The organism is Chitinophaga oryziterrae (assembly GCF_009758125.1).
Classification (GTDB): domain Bacteria; phylum Bacteroidota; class Bacteroidia; order Chitinophagales; family Chitinophagaceae; genus Chitinophaga; species Chitinophaga oryziterrae.
Genome location: NZ_WRXO01000003.1, coordinates 125,931 through 143,386, shown reverse-complemented (window position 1 = coordinate 143,386; position 17,456 = coordinate 125,931). Strand labels below are relative to the sequence as shown.

Sequence of the window (17,456 nt, the reverse complement as noted above, 5' to 3'; positions counted from 1 at the left end):
CGTCATCACTTTGCTGCATCTTCCAGGTCCTTAATAACGAGCTTATCCATCTTCATCAATGTTTCCATTACCTTCTTTGCCTTGGCAGGATCTGCATTATATAATAACTTTTCCAGGTTATCAGGTACTACCTGCCATGATAAACCGAACTTATCTTTCAGCCAGCCACAACGGCTTTTTTCTCCACCCTCGGAAAGTTTTTCCCAGAAATAGTCTACTTCTTCCTGATCTTTACATTTCACGAACAGCGAAATCGCTTCTGTGAATTTGAACATTGGTCCGCCGTTTATGACCATAAATTCCTGCCCATGCAGATAGAAAGTTGCAGTGAACAGTTTTCCGTCATTACGATGAACAGATGCGATCTTTGCATCTTTAAAAACGGTAGTATAAAAGTTGATGGCTTCTTCAGCATTGTCATTATACCATAAAAAGGGGGTGATCTTTTGCATACAGTTTATTTTAAAGCAAACTTACCCTTACTATTCGGGAACCATGAGGTGCGTAAGCGACAAATTCAAGGGTATATTGCGACAGTTTAACGTAATAAATCGTAGATTCATTTAAAATGGCTATCACATGCTTATTCCAATAAGGACGGGTAAAAATAACTGGTCGGCTCAACAACCCTGTATCCTCTTAGCCGGGGATATAGGTGGAACAAAGACAAACCTTGCATCATACAAATATGATGGTAAAACCTTCTCTCTCTTAAAAGAAAATAAATACCGGACAAAAAACTATGACGATCTGGGAAAGATGATCTCGGATTTTTTAGCAGGAAGTAAAACACCGGACAGAATGTGTTTCGGGGTAGCCGGTCCCGTATTAAACGGGAAAGTACAAATCACGAATGTGCCCTGGGGAATTGACAGCAAACAGATTTCCGGTTTATACAACAACATCCCCGTTCATCTGATCAATGATCTGGAAACAACCGCTTATGGCCTTGCCGTGCTGGAAGAAAAAGACATTCATATCGTACATAAAGGCAAACATACACCTGGTAACTGGGGGATCATTGCTCCGGGCACCGGACTGGGTGAAGCAGGCTTATACTGGGACGGCAAAACGGCACACCCTTTCCCTACGGAAGGCGGCCACTGCGACTTTGCGCCACGTACAGACCCGGATATTGACATGTTTATCTACCTGAAAAAGAAATTCGGGCATGTAAGCTGGGAAAGATTACTCAGCGGCCCTGGTATTTTTACCATCTATGAGTTTCTGAGAGATGTGAAAGAAATGGACGTTCCTGCCTGGCTGACGGATAAAATGCTGGCACATGATGATGCCTCTGCCCTCATCAGTGAAAATGCAGATGACGTGCCTATATGCACAGAAACTATGAACCTTTTCATGAGATACCTGGCGATAGAAGCCGCCAATCTTGCGCTGAAAGTAAAAGCTACCGCAGGGATTTTTATAGGTGGCGGGATTATGCCCAAGAACTTAAAATACCTCGATACACATACTTTTACCAGATGGTTTCATGATTTTGGAAGGATGAGACATCTGCTGGAAGATATCCCTGTAAAGATCATCTTAAATGATAAAACTGCCTTGTTAGGTGCTGCATGGTATGCAGTAAATCCAATTGAGTAGGAACAGGCCGTTAACGGCCTGTTCCTACCTACAATTTACCTCCCCTGAAAAAATAGTGCAACACTGCTGACATAGGGTTGTCACTCCGTCATGTGTTCTTTGTGTTATAAACATTAAAACCATGACAAACAACACAATTTCCGTTACAGAGACAGTGATCACTCCTCAGGCAATGCTGGAACACTGGCAGGGACATCGCCGCCTTACCCGCAGGACTATCGAAGCCTTTCCGGAAGACAAGCTTTTCGGTTATTCCGTTGGTGGCATGCGCTCATTCTCAGAATTAATCACTGAAATCACAGATATAGCTTCCAATGGTATTCTTGGCATAGTAACCGGAAAATGGAAACGCGTGGAAGAACTGGACCATTATGGCCCAACAGCGGCCCCTGCCACAAAAGCAGCGATACTGGAACATTGGGATGAGATTACCGCGGATATAGATACACTCTGGCCACAGATTCCTGCAGAACGTTTCCAGGAAGTTGACAAAGCTTTTGGGCGGTATGAAGGCATTATCTCTGATCTGTTACTCTATTTTATTGATAATGAGATACACCACAGGGGGCAGGGATATGTATATCTCCGTACACTGGGTATTGAACCACCCGCTTTCTGGAACAGGGATTAGCATACAATTTGTAGTTACTCCATCATGGAGAGAACAACAATCATTATTTATATAGATAATAAGCCTTACCGCTTCCAGGTGGAGATCGATCACCGGCTGGGAACTACCACTTATTATGTATCCTCTGATGGTACAAATGATATTACATTTATACCCAACAGGCTAAAGTTTGATGAAAATGGTACAGTCGTGCAGGAAGAAATATTGAAGACGGTGGAACAGGAACAAATAGCCCGGTTGGTATGGCAGGAAATCCTGAATAAGCTTAAACCATAACAGAACAGGTTCAAAACAGGAACAAAACAGGTTTATCTTACGTTTATCCTACGTTAAAAGACGTAGGATAAACGTAAGATAAACCTGTTCAAGAGCCATTCATAACCTCTTTTGAGATACATTAATGATAAATAAGTATATTTACATAATAAAATAAACGGATTATGTCATTACTAAACAACAATAAGAAAGTTGGTAAAAAGGGCAATCAGGCTAAACCTAATGTACCAGGCGCTAACCCGAATGCCTTTATCCAGTCTAATAAAAACGCTGCTTTTACAAAGAAACCTATCAAGACCGGCGGTACCCGTGGTAGCTGATGCATATAAAAACATTTAAAATAGAAGGCTGCACTGAAAAGTGCGGCTTTTTTTATCTTTAACACTATGGATATCATTATTATAGGTGCCGGAGCAGCGGGATTAATGGCAGCCAGAGAATTATCTCCTTTCTTTAACGTCACTATCCTTGAGGCTCAGGTAGTTATAGGCGGCAGGATCCATACTATCCGCCCATCTATGGAAGCCGGGGCCGAATTTGTACATGGCAGGTTACCTGTTACGCTTGGTTTACTCAAAGAAGCAGGACTTTCCTACACCCCTGTTGAGGGGGAAATGTATACCGCAGAAAATGGGGAATGGAAACAGGAAGAAGGGTTTATAGAAGGCTGGGATGAACTACTGGATAAGATGGGTACCTTGACTAAAGACATGACCCTGATGGAATTTCTCGAAACATATTATGCAGACCATAAATATGCAGATCTCAGGGATGAGATGATCAGATATGTACAGGGATATGATCTGGCCGATCCCTCCAAAGTGAGTATGTTTTCTTTGTACAATGAATGGTCTGCTGAAAATGATACTAATTTCAGGGTAGATAAAGGTTATTGTGAAATGATCAACTTCCTGGCAGAAGGACGTACTATTATCACAAATAGCCCTGTTCAGAAAATAACCTGGGAGCAGGGAAATGTAAAAGTAGCTACAGCAGATAAAACTTATACGGCGCAGAAAGTGATCATTACTACCTCACTGGGGATATTGCAACATGATATTATCAGGTTCTCACCTGCTATAGATGATTATATGAATGCTGCCAGTCATATCGGTTACGGCAGTGTCATTAAAATATTACTGGAGTTTGCAACACCTTTCTGGAAAGAGGATACCGGGTTTATATTCAGTAAGGAGAAAGTACCTACCTGGTGGACACAGTTCCCCAACAAAACACCTGTTCTTACGGGATGGCTGGGAGGTCCGCCGGCAGAGCATTTTAAACAGGTTTCCAAAGAGGACATATTGAAAATAGCGTTAGACTCCTTATCTGGTCTGACACAAAAGGAGTTACCACCGCTTGTAAGCAGTCATATTTATAACTGGGCAGACAACCCACAAACGTTAGGGGCTTACAGTTATGATACCCCTATGTCAGATAATGCCAGGAAGCTCTTAAATACACCGGTAGCAGATACCATTTATTTTGCCGGGGAAGCCTTGTATGAAGGAAAACATCCGGGTACAGTAGAAGCAGCCCTGGTCAGTGGCAAAAATGTTGCACAAATGATAAAAGACTGATCCCACCATACCCGGTTATTTATTTAGTAGTGACTGAAAAAACATAATGATCTTTCGTTACCGGGTTAACTGCTTTTAAGTTGATCCGGTAGATATTCTCTCCCCATTTCTGTTTCACACCCTGATCTTCCATTGCTTCCATGGGCACCTTTTCTATAGTAGCGGTGAATTTCTCTGAGGGATAATGCAGATAGAGATCTTTTGATGGCTGGTGAATGACAAGTATTCCCGGTTTATCTATTTCTACTGCGTAACAGGTCATTAAATGTTGTATCACCGGTCCTCCTGTTTTTAACTGTACCACATCTTCTACCTGTACGTTTTTTCCACGATTTAACTTAACGCTACGCTGCCATTTCTCAATACCTGCTGCAGCGGGATAAGAAGCGCCTATATCCATTATCACTGAACTGTTGTGGTAACTCACCTGTGTGGCTTTAAACTGTGGGCCATCCTGCTGAGTATATCCATTTACAGTAGGTACATTGTGATAATCAGACCTGTTATACCAGATATCGTAGCGTTTATTACTAAACGTTTTTGCCGTGTAAGTACCCCGGCCAACATCTATCAATACAGGCAATCCGTTATAATACACCACATAGTTACCAATATCATTATGGTTATGGCTTTCATCATTATTACCCCCTTTGGCGGCTACAAAGAAACCGTCCGTACTACCCTGTTTATCACGGGCTATCATTACCTGTAAATCGGGCCACCAGAAGTCTGCCGGTAATAATAACCCTTTCTCAGCATGATCCAGTTCGTCTTCCATAAACAAGGCATAAAGATGCCTGAAGAACTGGAACCCGGCAGTGCTGGTCTTATCCTCACGGGCAAAATAATACGCTCCGAATTTCATCATATCCGGATCTTTAATATCCTTACCAAAGCGGTAAATCATACGGGCAGGCATACCAGGCTGAGGGTCTGCATCTGCAAAATCCAGGAAATAACGCTCGCTGATCTGCGCACGATAAATGAACCGGCCCATCTCTCTTACCTTCTTATCTTCATAAGCATAGGCAAATGCATTATTAGTGGCCAGGTTTAACATGGAGATATTATCATACAGCGAAGCGGCTGCGGCACCCCAGTAACCCGGGCCTTCATCACAGCCTCCATCGGCAGGATAGGGGTTTAGAAAAGCATCCAGGACACCCAGTATTTTATGTACGGCAGCAGTCCGCTTCTGATCATCTTTCTCTAATAACAATACGGCGTTGAGCCAGTTGGAACAGATCCAGGGATTCCAGTTATTAGGGCGCCTGCCATTGGCATTCGTACTCATAAATCCATGGGGTTTGGTCATTAACGGCTCGAAGATCCTTTTGTTAGTTTCATAGTAAATCCGTTTTCTTACCTGTGGAGAAATGCTATCCAGCTTTTCTGCCATAAAGTAATCTACCCAGCCCAGTAACATACCTGTTTCCGCGGAGAACAGTTCTACAAAGGGGTTGGTAACGTCCATCAGTCCGGCGTAATCCTTACTTTTTGGCAAATGCGCGGGGGCGCCCCAGAAAGACTCTTCACAGACAGACCATACACCATTTACGATCTGGTCTGTGAATCTGCCTTTGTTCTCGTATACTTCGGCTAATAACAGTGTGCCTAGTACCTGCCGTTTTTTAAAGCTGATTTCCTGGTATTCACTCCTGTTGCCATTACGTACTATCAATAGTGATTTTACAGCAGGGATACCCGGCCATTCATAATTGAGAAAACCTTCAGCTTTTTTTATCAGCGCTTTTCCTGTTTCGGCATCGGCTTTCGCCCATGCAGGTCTGTTGCCGGTACGCGGGAAGGGTTCCCATTTAACCTGTGGTATCAGGCGCTCTGACAGCTGTTTTCCGGAGTATTTTCCGCTTAGTAAGTCCTGCGCGGATAATATGCAGCAGGTCAATAACAGGCAGATAAAAAGTAGTATCTTTTTCATGTTTTAATAATCCCAGTTGGTGAGAAGAAGCATGTTACTTTTAAAGTCGGTATGTTTTTCCCAGAGAGGGGTTAAATCCAGTGTATATTTCACTGCAGCTACTTTTGCCAATTCAAGGAACTCCTTATCATCCCTGGGTTTAATCTGCTGATGATCCCATGTTTTTGTTCCTTCTGCATAAGGTAATAACCAGGTAAAAGCCTTTTGCAGTTTACCATAGTGCCACAGATCAACATTTACATTTTCCGCCAGCAGTGCCAGTTCGAAGAATGCTCTCAGGTTAAATAATGAATAGTTCCAGGATAAGGTACGTGCCAGTTCTTTGGGTTGCTGTCCATCTGCTTCCAGTTGACTATCAATTCTCTTTTTCGTTTGCTCTTCCAGGATTTTCTTTGCCAATGCCGGTTGCGCTGTAAATAATGCAATGGTTACCTGTTGTACATCATACCAGGTGCCATGGTTATTTAACTCATCAGCTTCATCCAATCCTACCGGACTGGTACGCATCCAGGTGAGGTAATCAGTATACCAGGCTTGTATGGCTTTATAATCAGCAACGGGTAAAGCGGGCGAATTCTTTAATAATTGTATACCATCTATCAGCATGGGTATATTATGCAGATCTATCAAGCCAATACCTCTGCCCTCTGTGATACCAGGAATGGCCTGCCCATAATTTAAGTGCGGGTTCATGCGCGTAGCCGGATCCAGGAACCAGGTCTTTAACAGTTTGGCAGCATGGGTAGCATATTTTGTATCACCGGTATAATACCAGGCCAGTCCTAACAGGTATACATCTTTGGATAATGCATTCTGATATTCATCATCCTTAATGGCATACCGCTCCGGATTGATCTGTCCATCCTTTCGGATATAGGGCAGGCCGTTAGTTTTACTGGAATCCGGCCACCAGTATGGACCTACGCTCATGTAATCATGTTTATTACCACTGGGTGGTGTTTTCTCTTTGTATACTACAGAATAAGGCCCGCTTTTTAAAGATTCATCCGCATCCTTTATCAGCGCTGATAAAGCCTGTTGCATAACAGGGTCGTTCTTTTCTATCTTTTGCTTTGCATTGAGTAATGCTGCTGGTTTAACAAGGAAAGTATGAGGTGGCAAAGGCGCTGCATACATCCACAACAAGAGTAATAATTTCATAACGATAGATTTTATTTAAGCATATAACGTTTCATACTGATTACCGCACTTTTCTTTGCATCGTCTGCTTTGTTAATATAAATATAAGCTCTGTATTTACCATCCGCAGTTTCTATCCAGACACCTGCTTCAGATTTTAGATTGATGGCATAGTCCGGTGCATCCGACATCTTCAACTGTTCGAAATCCAGATCATCAATATAAATGCCGTATTGCAGACGCGCGAGGTGAAAATCCCGGAGATTCCAGACTTTACTGATTTTAGTTATCTTGTTGGCCCCGGCTGGCAGTATTACATCAGGCAAATATTCCGGTTCTCCTCCTGGAGATACTAACGCGTGACCAAAGGAGATATTGGGGATGGACCTAAAAAGATATACAAGATCCAGCTTATCAGTTTTTGTAGCGGCATCTGTTGCATTGTATACAGCCATATCTGCAATAGAAATAAAATCCCCGTCCTTTACCGGCAAATCAAGTACTATATCCATTTTAGAGATCACGTAAGGGCCCATTTTATAAGATACGGCTTCTCCATCACTGCTTTTAGCGGAAAAAGTAAAGGTGACTGATTTCCCCTGTGCTTCTTTTGGAATGATGTAATAGTAGCGAAGTGTAACGGCGTTCGTATCTTTTGTAAAATTAACTTTTGTGAAATTGTTTTCATTTACGGAAGGGTCTCCTACCTGTATGCCTACATCTACTCCACTGCCATTCGTATAGTAGGATTTATTCTCCAGGTAAGTACCGGCAGCGCCAGCGATGGATGCTTCTACCTGTGCAGAGATTATTTTCCCTTTCGTTAAAGGTAAAGCCATAGCGTAGGCGAATTCTATATTCAGTCCGGCTACGTTAGGGCCGAGTGTCCTTTTGATACAATCGTTCTGTAGCGCGTCTTTGGGAACAGGAACGGTGTAGTCTTTATCCTTACAGGCTGTTACCAGCAATAATAATATGATTACTATATTTCTCATTTTATTTAGATTGTACGGTGATGAGAACTTTATATGTTTTCCTTACTTTCCTGTTACCTGATATCACTGTATAGGATTTAGGATTTGTGAGATCAGAGAAATCAACTTTTCCTGTGATTTTAGGGTCTAGTTTAGCATCGGTGACTAAAGTGAACTGCGGATAAAGGTTTTTTAAATCCGTACCGTAAAATACGGTGACGTCGATGGTGCAGGCAGTAGTATCTATTACAGCATTCTTTGTTCTTACCGTCTGGAAATCTACTCCCAGTAATTCAAAGTTGCTGACGTAACATTCTGCACGGGAAGTGATCAGTAATCCGTCTTCATCAACGGGATGGTCTTTGGAGCAACTGATAAAGGCGATAGCCAGTAAAAAAAGTATCTTTTTCATGCGTGAATATTTTTATAACCAGGGGGTATTTTGAGTGAGGTTGGGATTGCGGTCGCGTTCTCCCGGGGGAATTTTAAAGATGTAACACTGCTGGTATTCCCTTTCAGAAGAGTTCTGGAAATAGCGGGACATCTGCGCACCATAAGTATCTATACGCCATACCCCATTTCCATAAGGCGGGTTCCATACACGTTCTATTGCTCTCCAGCGTCGCAGGTCAAAGGAGCGTTGCCCTTCCCCGAACAGTTCTATTATGCGTTCCTGTTCTATTGCGCTGAAGAATGCTTCTCTGCTGGCAGTTTTATCTGCGTTCAGCGGAGGCAGGTTTCCCCTGTGCCTTATTTTATTCAGTAACAGGATAGCATCCGCCTGCGGACCATTTACCGCGTTGGTGGCTTCCGCATACATCAGGTATACATCTGCCAGGCGCATTACCGGGTAGTTGTAGTTACCATCGCTACGCCCCTGCCCTGCATAGTTGCGCAGGAACTTACGCAATACATAACCGGAGTTACACCCATCTGTATTGTAAGTCGTATAATTAACCCCTTCCAGGGTAACCGCCTGGTTCCAGGTTTTATAAATGAAAGGCACCCAACCTGTGGATTTCAATGAGATCATGCCTACACTCATTTCATAATCCCACATAATGGAAGATTTCATCCTGTAATCACGGTCTGCATAACTCCGGGGATTTACAGCCGAATTTAGCGTCGTTCTTGCTCCGGCAATACTCGGGTTCATCGGGATGAGTTTCGGCGCAAAATCGCCTGTTATGATCGATTGGTACCTATCTGCGATCTCATAGCGAGGAGATACCCAGCATTGAGAGCCTTCATGAGAACGTCCGGCTACATCGCGCATCAGTTCTTCTCCCTGGTTGGTTCCGGTACCCCCATGCGTAAAAGCCATGATCATTTCAGGATCTCCGTTGGCTACCGGGGTGAAGAGGTAATAGTAGTTAGGCAGCTTATCTGCTTTGCCCAGGACATCACACTCCCCGGGTTCACCGTTACGGAAAAGTACCAGTCCATAGTCATTGATGACATGTCCGAAGTCTTCGGCAGCAGCCCTGTAAGCGAGGGTAGCCGCAGCACCGTCCGGTACGAATTTGTCCAGCTCAGGCCAGCCGAACTGGTTCCAGCAGGCCCAGTATAATTGCAGTTTACCACGGAAAGACAGTGCTGCAGCTTTGGAAGCACGGCCTGCTTCAGCAGCTTTTACGGGCAGTTTATCAAAGGCATAGGTGAAATCGGCCAGTGCGGAGTCTTTCACCTGTCCTATGGGTATGCGGGTAAGACCAGCCACTTCTGAATTGTTGTAAATAACATGTCCAATATAGGGTACATCACCCCACATGGATATTAACCGGAAGTAGACCATCCCCCGGAGCAGTCTTGCTTCACCTATGATCCTTTCCAGTTCAGGTAAAGAGGTTGCACTGGCGTGGGGCAACATTTTAGTGACGTTCTCAATAACGTAGTTGGCGCGGTTTACACCACCGTAGAGGTACTGGTACATTTTATCGAAGTTGTCGCCATAACCGGAAGGGTTATAGTCTCCGTTATTGTAAGCATCTCCTTTTTGCAGATTACCACTGGTGGTGCTGGTCCCACGGGTGCGGAAATATTCTCCCTGCCCGTCGAAGTAGTAATCGCGGTCGAACAGGGGCCTGATATCGGCATAAGCTCCCATCAGGGCATAAGTAGCATCGGCTTCTGTTTTCCAGAAGGAATTAGCCCCCAGTTCAGTAGTAGGTTGTTGTTTCAGCAGGTCTTTTGTGCAAGCGCCTGCGAAAAGAATTATACAGATAAGATATATAGTTATTTTCATGGTGATCAGTTTTTATAGGCTTATATTAATCCCTGCTGAATAAGATCTATTCAATGGATAAGCATTGCTCCTGTTGCCTGTCATTTCGGGATCAAGGCCACGGAAAGAAGTAATAGTGGCAATGTTTTCTGTAGAGCAATAAATCCGGAAGCTGTTCACTCCTGCCCTTTTCAATAATTTAACAGGCAATGTATAGCCAATCTGGATATTCTTGAAACGGATATAGCTCATATCATCCAGCCAGAAGGTAGTCTCCACAGCATTATTACTACCATTCAAACGGGGCCATGGACCATCGCGGTTCTCTACAGACCAGGTATTATTCCAGTGGTCCCAGGTAGAAGCATAACGCTGTGCAGGAAGGTTGGTTTTGTTGTAATTATTCAACCAGTAATCCTTGCGGCCGGTGGCACCCTGTATGAGAAAAGCCACATCAATTCCTTTCCATCCAAAATTGGCGCTCAGTGCAAAATTGGTAGTAGGCCGGTCGCGCTGTACAGAAGGATCTGCTTTCATATCATTACCGTCTATACGCCCGTCCCCGTTTAGATCTTTGCGTAACAGGTCTCCGGGAGAAGCTCCCTGTGGCGTAGCATTGTACACATCCTGCCATGTTTGCGCAATGCCAATGTCTTCATAGGTATACAGGAAATGGTAAGGCATATTCAGGAAGGTCCATCCTCTCCCTAAAAACTCATTCCATTTTTCCAAAGTGGTTTTATTATAAGAAGCATTGAGGTTGATACCATAATTGAATTTATTTATTTTATCGGACCAGGTAATATTTGCTTCTACTCCTTTATTACGCAGATCACCAATATTCTTTCTTGGCGCATCATAAGCACCGGTAAGCAGGTTAGACATTTCAGAAGGGCGATTCATGCCGGTCGTTAACCGGTTGTAATAATCCAGTTCTGTTGTCAGCCTGTTATTAAAGAAACCAAGATCAAGTCCCAGGTTCATTATTTTAGTAGACTCCCAGGATAAATCCTTATTCACCATCTTCTCGTTCACAAAACCTTTTACGATACCACTGTTCAGTATGTAGTTGCTGGCAGCCAATGTTTCCTGTTGTTCATATCTACCCACACCACTGTTGTTCCCTAAACCGCCATAAGAAATGCGGAACTTACCATTGCTTAATATGTGTTTTGTGAATGCCTGTATGAATCCTTCTTCCGTGAAACGCCATCCTACGGCTACAGAAGGAAAGAAACCATACTGTTGTCCCGGCAGGAATTTAGAAGACCCATCATAACGGAAATTGGCCTCGAAAAGATAGCGGTCGAAAACTGTGTAGTTTACACGGCCGATATAGGAACGTAATCCCTCCGTACCGGAGTTACCACCGGTGCTTTGTATATCTGTCAATGCAGCATCTACTTCATGTAATGTAGGATACAGGCGGTCGTTGCGGGCAGTACCCTGGTAGCGGTCGTACCAGTATTCTTCGCTATATACGCCTACTACATTTATATCATGATTTTTACCGATAGCAGTATGATAATTCAGTCTTCCGTTTAACATGGTTTTATACCCTGTATTGGTATAGTTACCTACACCGGCATTATCGCCCACGTACACACGACTACCAAAATCATTCGTCTGGAAATTAAAAGACCGGTTAGGTATATTGGCATTCCATCGAAACTGGTTGTAATAATTCAATGTATAGTCTACCCGTCCTGTTAATCCCTTTATTGGTTGCCAGTCCCAGTATACCGCTGCTGTTGCTTCCTGCCGGTTCTGATGGTTCAGCGTATTCATATATACGGTATAAGGATTGTATGCCTGGGGGTCTTCATTATAGGCCATTACGCCACCATAATATCCGGTAGCAGGGTCATAAGGCGTAATACCCGCAATAGCATACTGCATATCAAAACCAGCGGTATTTGTGGCATCATCATCTGTATAACCATCTGCCAGTGCATATACATACCTGGACCAGTTACCGTTAAACTTCAGTCCTACATTCATATTCTTCCGCAACTTATTATCATAATTAAAGCGGGCATTGTAGCGTTTGTAGTCATTATTGATCTGTAATCCTTTTTCATTCATCACACCTAATGAGATAAAGAAATTGGAATTATCGGAACCACCGGATGCCGACAGATTATAATTCTGCATCTGTCCCTTGCGCATGATCACATCCCACCAGTTGGTATCAGGGTAACGTAAAGGATCTACCATGCTCATGGCCATCCACTGATCTATTGTTCCATCTTTAAAATTATAATTCGACCGCAGCGTGTTTACCGCAGCCGCACGCTGATGAATGGTTAATGCGCGTGTATAGTCAGACATAAATTCATAGGAGCGGGTAGGCACTTCTGTTGTTAAAGAGCCACTGAAATTAATGACTGTTCTCTTCTGCCCTTTCCCTGATTTTGTGGTAATAAGAATAACACCGTTAGCAGCTCTGGAACCATATACGGAAGCAGAGGTAGCATCTTTTAATACAGAAATACTTTCCACGTCATTCATGTTCACACGGTTGATGTCCACATCGGGCATACCGTCTACGACTACCAGCGGGCTACTGTTATTCACGGTGCCTAATCCGCGGATCATCAGGCTGGCGCCGTTGTTACCCGCCATACCGGTAGATTGTGTAGCGGCTAATCCCGGCACTAAACCAGACAAAGCCGAAGAGGCATTGGGCAATGCCCTGCCGGTAATTTTCTCATCTACTTTAACGGCAGATACGGCACCTACCAGGTTTATTTTTTTCTGTGTACCATATCCGACTACAACGACTTCTCCCAGCGCCTTCTGGTCGGCTTCCATTTGTACGTTGATAGTCCCCGGTCCGTTAAAAGCAACTTCCTTTTTAGTGGAGCCTATGAATGAAAACACCAGTATTCCATTGATGGTATGCACGCGTATTGAATAGTAGCCGCTGGTATTGGTAACGGTGCCGGTCTGGCTGCCTTTTAATGATACGCTTACGCCCGGTAAAGGTTGCCGGGTGGCATCTGTAACGCGGCCTGTTATCAGTGTATCGGGTAATTCGCTTGCAACAGCGGTAGAGAACAGGGGTAGGAATACAAGAAGTATCCCCCACCTGAGAGGTAGAAAATTAATCATAACGTTTCATTTAAGTGTGGACAATAAGGGGGCTGTACCGGTGGGTACACCGGCAAACTATAGTACAGTTATGCAAACGTTTGCGTACTAAGTCATGTCATTAAATATTAGGTAAATTGTTGTTGCCATACGTGGAATGGATTTTAGTTGATTAAGGTTCGTGGAATTTTCAGTTGTTGTACTTTAAACTTTGGGCTGTTGTCCTTTAAACAAAAATATAGATAAAAACAATCGATTGCAATTAAATTATTAAATTGCCGTGAATTAACCCACTGTTATGAAAAAACTAGCTTTTATTCTGTTACTATGTTATTGCCACACCCTCTCCGCACAGGATAACAACCGCATGTTATGGTGGCGCGAAGCCCGCTTCGGAATGTTCATTCACTGGGGTGTTTACGCACAACTTGCAGGTGTTTATGATGGACATGAAATCAACAAGGCCGGCGAATGGATCATGAACAGAGGCAAGATCCCTGTTGCGGCTTATAAACAACAGGCGGCCGCACATTTCAACCCTGTAAAATATAACCCGGACGAATGGGTACGCATGGCTAAAGATGCGGGTATGAAATACATTGTGATCACCGCTAAACATCACGATGGATTTGCACTCTTTCATTCGAATGCCAGTAAGTGGAATATTGTTGATGCTACTCCGTATGGAAAGGACCTATTATTACCACTCGCGGCGGCTTGCAGGAAGTATCATATCAAACTGGGCTTCTATTATTCACAGGCACAGGACTGGACAAATCCAGGCGGTGCCGTCAACCGGAAAGTAACTTCAGAAGGATGGCCTAACCCGGACAGCGCCAAAATTGATGCCTACACCAAAGACCATGACGGTCATTGGGACCCGGCACAGGAAACAGCCACCTTCGCCCAGTACATTGATAAAGTGGCAGTGCCACAGGTGAAAGAACTGCTTTCCAACTATGGTGATGTAGCTGTTCTCTGGTGGGATACTCCTACCAATATGACAGACGATGCTGCTCAGAAACTTCAGGCGTTGTTAAAACTCCAGCCCAACATCATTACCAATGACCGGCTTAAACGTCCCAACTTCCCGGGAGATACTAAAACCCCTGAACAAAAGATCCCTAAGAAAGGTGAAATGGATGGGGCCGACTGGGAAACCTGTATGACCATGAACGGTACCTGGGGGTATAAAAGCACTGATCATAAATGGAAAAGCGATACCACTCTTATCCGTAACCTCATAGACATTGCATCCAAAGGCGGTAATTATCTCTTAAATGTAGGCCCTAAAGCAGATGGGACTTTCCCGGAAGAAAGTATCCGCAGTCTTAAAGCTATTGGCAACTGGATGAAAATAAACGGGGAAGCCATCTATGGTACCCATGAAAGCGAATTGCCAGCGCCAGCCTGGGGACGTGTTACTGCTAAAGGTAATTATCTCTATCTTTCGGTATTCGATTGGCCACAGGATGGGAAACTGGAGATCCCAGGTACAAAAATAATCTCTGCTCAATTATTGGCTAACGGTAAGAAATTGATAACAAATGACATGACCATCAATTTACCCGCAAAAACGCCCGACGGCATTGCTGCTGTAATTAAAGTACAGATAAAAAGATAAATTAATATAATTACTTTTGCCGCCATGGGATACCGCGACGTTATAGTTCCTCTGGCATTAGGGCTACTGCTGATCTTTAAGGGAGGAATATTTATCCACCCTGATACCGGCAGTTATAAAAGAAAAAAAAAGAATATAAAAGTTGCCGGATTTATCCTGCTGGGGATCGCTTTGGTATATACCATCATCACATTCAAAACGAAAACCTGTATTACCTGCTGATCAGCTTTTCTATTAATGCGATGGACTTGCTAAAGCGTTCCTCCCAGGTGCCGGTTATTTCCTCATATCTTACTTTATGGCGCGCTAATATTTCCCGGTGTGAATGATCCAGCAGATTGCGGTCTTCTTCACTCAGCCTCGTTCCATCCTGTACATATTCCACATCATTGTTCAGATAGAGATACAGGTCTGCCTTGTTGCGCTTATAAATCACTTCATCTACTTCCGGGAGTTTATCAAAAACGAACTGTGCATATGACAATGTAATATGAATATCGGTGTCGATGATCAATAAAGGACTTTTACCTACAGATGCATCGGCGATCCGTTCTGCATGTATACTGGCTATCAGTTCCAGATCTTCCATACTGAAGTCATTCGAATCTGCCACCACATCTCTCCCTGCCTCCAATACATAAGCACTCTGGAAATGCTTTGATAATTTATCGGTGAGTGTTGTCTTCCCCGTTGATTCTGTTCCCAGTATGACTACTTTCGTAATGAAATCCTCTTTTACACTTTCCGGCAGGTAATTCCAGTTGCCATAAGCATTTGCCCTGATCTTAGCAGCAGATACAGGATATAGCTTTTTATCCGGATCAAAAGGGATATGTTCTATTCCCATAAAACCGGCAACCAAATCGCCATAAGGTTCCGAAGTAATTACCAGGGAATGATCAGGAAACAGCATTTTAAACGTCTCTGACCATACTGCCGATACTTCATGAGAAGTAACAGAGGTACCTGGCAATTCATCCTCATTATAATCAAAAGTAATGATCTCAATATTCGGCACATGCTCAAAGGTCGTTGCCATCCATTTTTGCCTTACTGAAGCAGGTAACAGCTCTTTATCACTGCAACAGATCAATATTTCTATATATTTACTCCTTCTTTTTTATTTAGTTGCAACGGACATGCAGCGTAAAATCTTAACTTTAGATAGTATCACTCATCCGTACCCCATGAAGACCTTGAATGCTATTTCACTCTCAACAACATTACAATGTCCCCATTGCCATAAGTTGTACAATATAGAAGAACGACAGTCTTTCGCTACCTGCTGCAATCAGCCTTTACTGACCAATTACGACCTGGACCTGCCTAAAAGCCATCTCCTGCACAGCGCTGAGCGAACAATATGGCGATACGCGAAACTATTACCGGTATTCGATAAACACAATATTGTGAGCCTTGGTGAAGGCTGGACCCCCATTTCTGAGTTATCTGCACTTAGTCAGCGTAACTACCTGCTTTTAAAAGACGAAAGCGTAAACCCTACCGGTTCTTTTAAAGCCAGGGGGATCAGTGTGGCGGTGTCTAAAGCCAAAGAGCTGGGGATCACGCATTGTATCATTCCTACAGCAGGTAATGCAGGGGGCGCTTTAAGCGCTTATTGCGCCAAAGCGGGTATCAAAGCGACAGTTGTGATGCCCAGGCATACGCCTGCTACTCTGCAGGAAGAATGCCGTATTTATGGGGCAGAACTGATCCTTGTTGATGGCCTTATTGATGATTGTGGTAAACTGGCCAGGCAACTGGTAGCTGAAACCGGAGGGTTTGATATGTCGACACTGAAAGAGCCTTACCGTTTGGAAGGGAAGAAAACAATGGGCTATGAAATAGCGGAGCAGCTTAACTGGAAGTTACCGGATGTGATCATTTATCCTACCGGCGGGGGAACTGGTCTTATTGGCATGTGGAAAGCTTTTCATGAGATGCAGCAGCTGGGATGGATTACCGGCCATTTGCCGCGGATGGTGATTGTGCAGGCGGAGAATTGCGCACCGATGGTGAATCTGTTCGAACATACGCAAAACATTCCTGCCTTACCTACTATTGCATATGGCCTGGCAGTTCCGGCCCCTTTTGCCAAGGACCTGATGCTGGAAGTACTGGGGCAGAGTAACGGCACTGCCCTGACTGTATCTGAACAGGAAATGGAAGATGGTATTGTTGAAGTAGCCAGGGCTGAAGGGGTATTACTTTCTCCGGAAGGCAGCGCTACTTATATTGGTTGTAAGAAACTGGTAGAGAGCCGCTGGATAGCAGAAGATGAAACAGTATTATTGTTTAATACGGGTTCCTGGTATAAATACCGGTAAATCAGATCAAAAAAGTTGAGGCTGCCCGTAATGGGCAGCCTCT

Annotated in this window: 16 protein-coding genes; 8 read left to right on the top strand and 8 right to left on the bottom strand. The window is 43.8% G+C overall.

The genetic code is table 11. The features are described from left to right. Positions 1-5: 5 nt before the first annotated feature. The gene (locus GO495_RS12645) at positions 6-452 is read right to left on the bottom strand and encodes a VOC family protein (RefSeq protein WP_157300062.1); all 447 of its coding nucleotides are present in this window, start codon (positions 450-452) and stop codon (positions 6-8) included. Between the two features lie 127 nt (positions 453-579). Between GO495_RS12645 and glk the strand changes: the two genes are divergently transcribed. The 5 genes from glk to GO495_RS12620 all read left to right on the top strand — a co-directional run bounded on the left by glk (position 580) and on the right by GO495_RS12620 (position 4,092). Further along, positions 580-1,605, top strand: a complete 1,026-nt coding sequence (gene glk / locus GO495_RS12640) for a glucokinase (protein ID WP_157300061.1) — start codon at positions 580-582, stop codon at positions 1,603-1,605. Between the two features lie 121 nt (positions 1,606-1,726). Then, positions 1,727-2,236 carry a DinB family protein gene (locus GO495_RS12635; protein WP_157300060.1) on the top strand — a complete coding sequence of 170 codons (510 nt, stop codon included), beginning with the start codon at positions 1,727-1,729 and terminating at the stop codon, positions 2,234-2,236. Positions 2,237-2,260: 24 nt separating this feature from the next. Next, positions 2,261-2,512 carry a hypothetical protein gene (locus GO495_RS12630; protein WP_157300059.1) on the top strand — a complete coding sequence of 84 codons (252 nt, stop codon included), beginning with the start codon at positions 2,261-2,263 and terminating at the stop codon, positions 2,510-2,512. Between the two features lie 164 nt (positions 2,513-2,676). Further along, positions 2,677-2,832 carry a hypothetical protein gene (locus GO495_RS12625; RefSeq protein ID WP_157300058.1) on the top strand — a complete coding sequence of 52 codons (156 nt, stop codon included), beginning with the start codon at positions 2,677-2,679 and terminating at the stop codon, positions 2,830-2,832. A gap of 66 nt (positions 2,833-2,898) precedes the next feature. After that, complete coding sequence (locus tag GO495_RS12620; RefSeq protein ID WP_157300057.1) at positions 2,899-4,092, top strand: flavin monoamine oxidase family protein; 1,194 nt, start codon at positions 2,899-2,901, stop codon at positions 4,090-4,092. A 19-nt stretch (positions 4,093-4,111) separates the two neighbouring features. On the opposite strand, the gene GO495_RS12615 is transcribed toward GO495_RS12620, so the two are convergent. The 6 genes from GO495_RS12615 to GO495_RS12590 are packed head-to-tail and all read right to left on the bottom strand — an operon-like array spanning position 4,112 to position 13,483. Continuing rightward, a complete protein-coding gene (locus GO495_RS12615) occupies positions 4,112-6,031 on the bottom strand; it encodes a heparinase II/III domain-containing protein (RefSeq protein WP_157300056.1) in 1,920 nt (639 codons plus the stop codon). Between the two features lie 3 nt (positions 6,032-6,034). Further along, a complete protein-coding gene (locus GO495_RS12610) occupies positions 6,035-7,192 on the bottom strand; it encodes an alginate lyase family protein (RefSeq protein ID WP_157300055.1) in 1,158 nt (385 codons plus the stop codon). Positions 7,193-7,203: 11 nt separating this feature from the next. Beyond that, entirely contained in the window at positions 7,204-8,166 is a 963-nt protein-coding gene (locus tag GO495_RS12605; protein WP_157300054.1) for a DUF4466 family protein, read from the bottom strand. 1 nt (position 8,167) lies between these two features. Then, positions 8,168-8,557, bottom strand: a complete 390-nt coding sequence (locus tag GO495_RS12600) for a hypothetical protein (RefSeq protein WP_157300053.1) — start codon at positions 8,555-8,557, stop codon at positions 8,168-8,170. Between the two features lie 12 nt (positions 8,558-8,569). Then, on the bottom strand, positions 8,570-10,390 hold the full coding sequence (locus GO495_RS12595) for a RagB/SusD family nutrient uptake outer membrane protein (RefSeq protein ID WP_157300052.1): 1,821 nt from the start codon (positions 10,388-10,390) through the stop codon (positions 8,570-8,572). Positions 10,391-10,402: 12 nt separating this feature from the next. After that, positions 10,403-13,483, bottom strand: a complete 3,081-nt coding sequence (locus tag GO495_RS12590) for a SusC/RagA family TonB-linked outer membrane protein (protein WP_157300051.1) — start codon at positions 13,481-13,483, stop codon at positions 10,403-10,405. A gap of 277 nt (positions 13,484-13,760) precedes the next feature. On the opposite strand from GO495_RS12590, the gene GO495_RS12585 reads away from it, so the two are divergent. Then, positions 13,761-15,086 carry an alpha-L-fucosidase gene (locus GO495_RS12585; protein ID WP_157300050.1) on the top strand — a complete coding sequence of 442 codons (1,326 nt, stop codon included), beginning with the start codon at positions 13,761-13,763 and terminating at the stop codon, positions 15,084-15,086. Between the two features lie 24 nt (positions 15,087-15,110). Continuing rightward, the gene (locus GO495_RS12580) at positions 15,111-15,308 is read left to right on the top strand and encodes a hypothetical protein (protein ID WP_157300049.1); all 198 of its coding nucleotides are present in this window, start codon (positions 15,111-15,113) and stop codon (positions 15,306-15,308) included. Here GO495_RS12580 and GO495_RS12575 read toward each other — a convergent pair. After that, positions 15,298-16,179: an AAA family ATPase gene (locus tag GO495_RS12575; RefSeq protein WP_157300048.1), complete on the bottom strand. Its 882-nt coding sequence runs from the start codon at positions 16,177-16,179 to the stop codon at positions 15,298-15,300. The two genes, GO495_RS12580 and GO495_RS12575, sit on opposite strands and share 11 nt — an antisense overlap. 94 nt (positions 16,180-16,273) lie before the next feature. On the opposite strand from GO495_RS12575, the gene GO495_RS12570 reads away from it, so the two are divergent. After that, a complete protein-coding gene (locus GO495_RS12570) occupies positions 16,274-17,413 on the top strand; it encodes a threonine synthase (RefSeq protein WP_157300047.1) in 1,140 nt (379 codons plus the stop codon). Positions 17,414-17,456 lie beyond the last annotated feature (43 nt).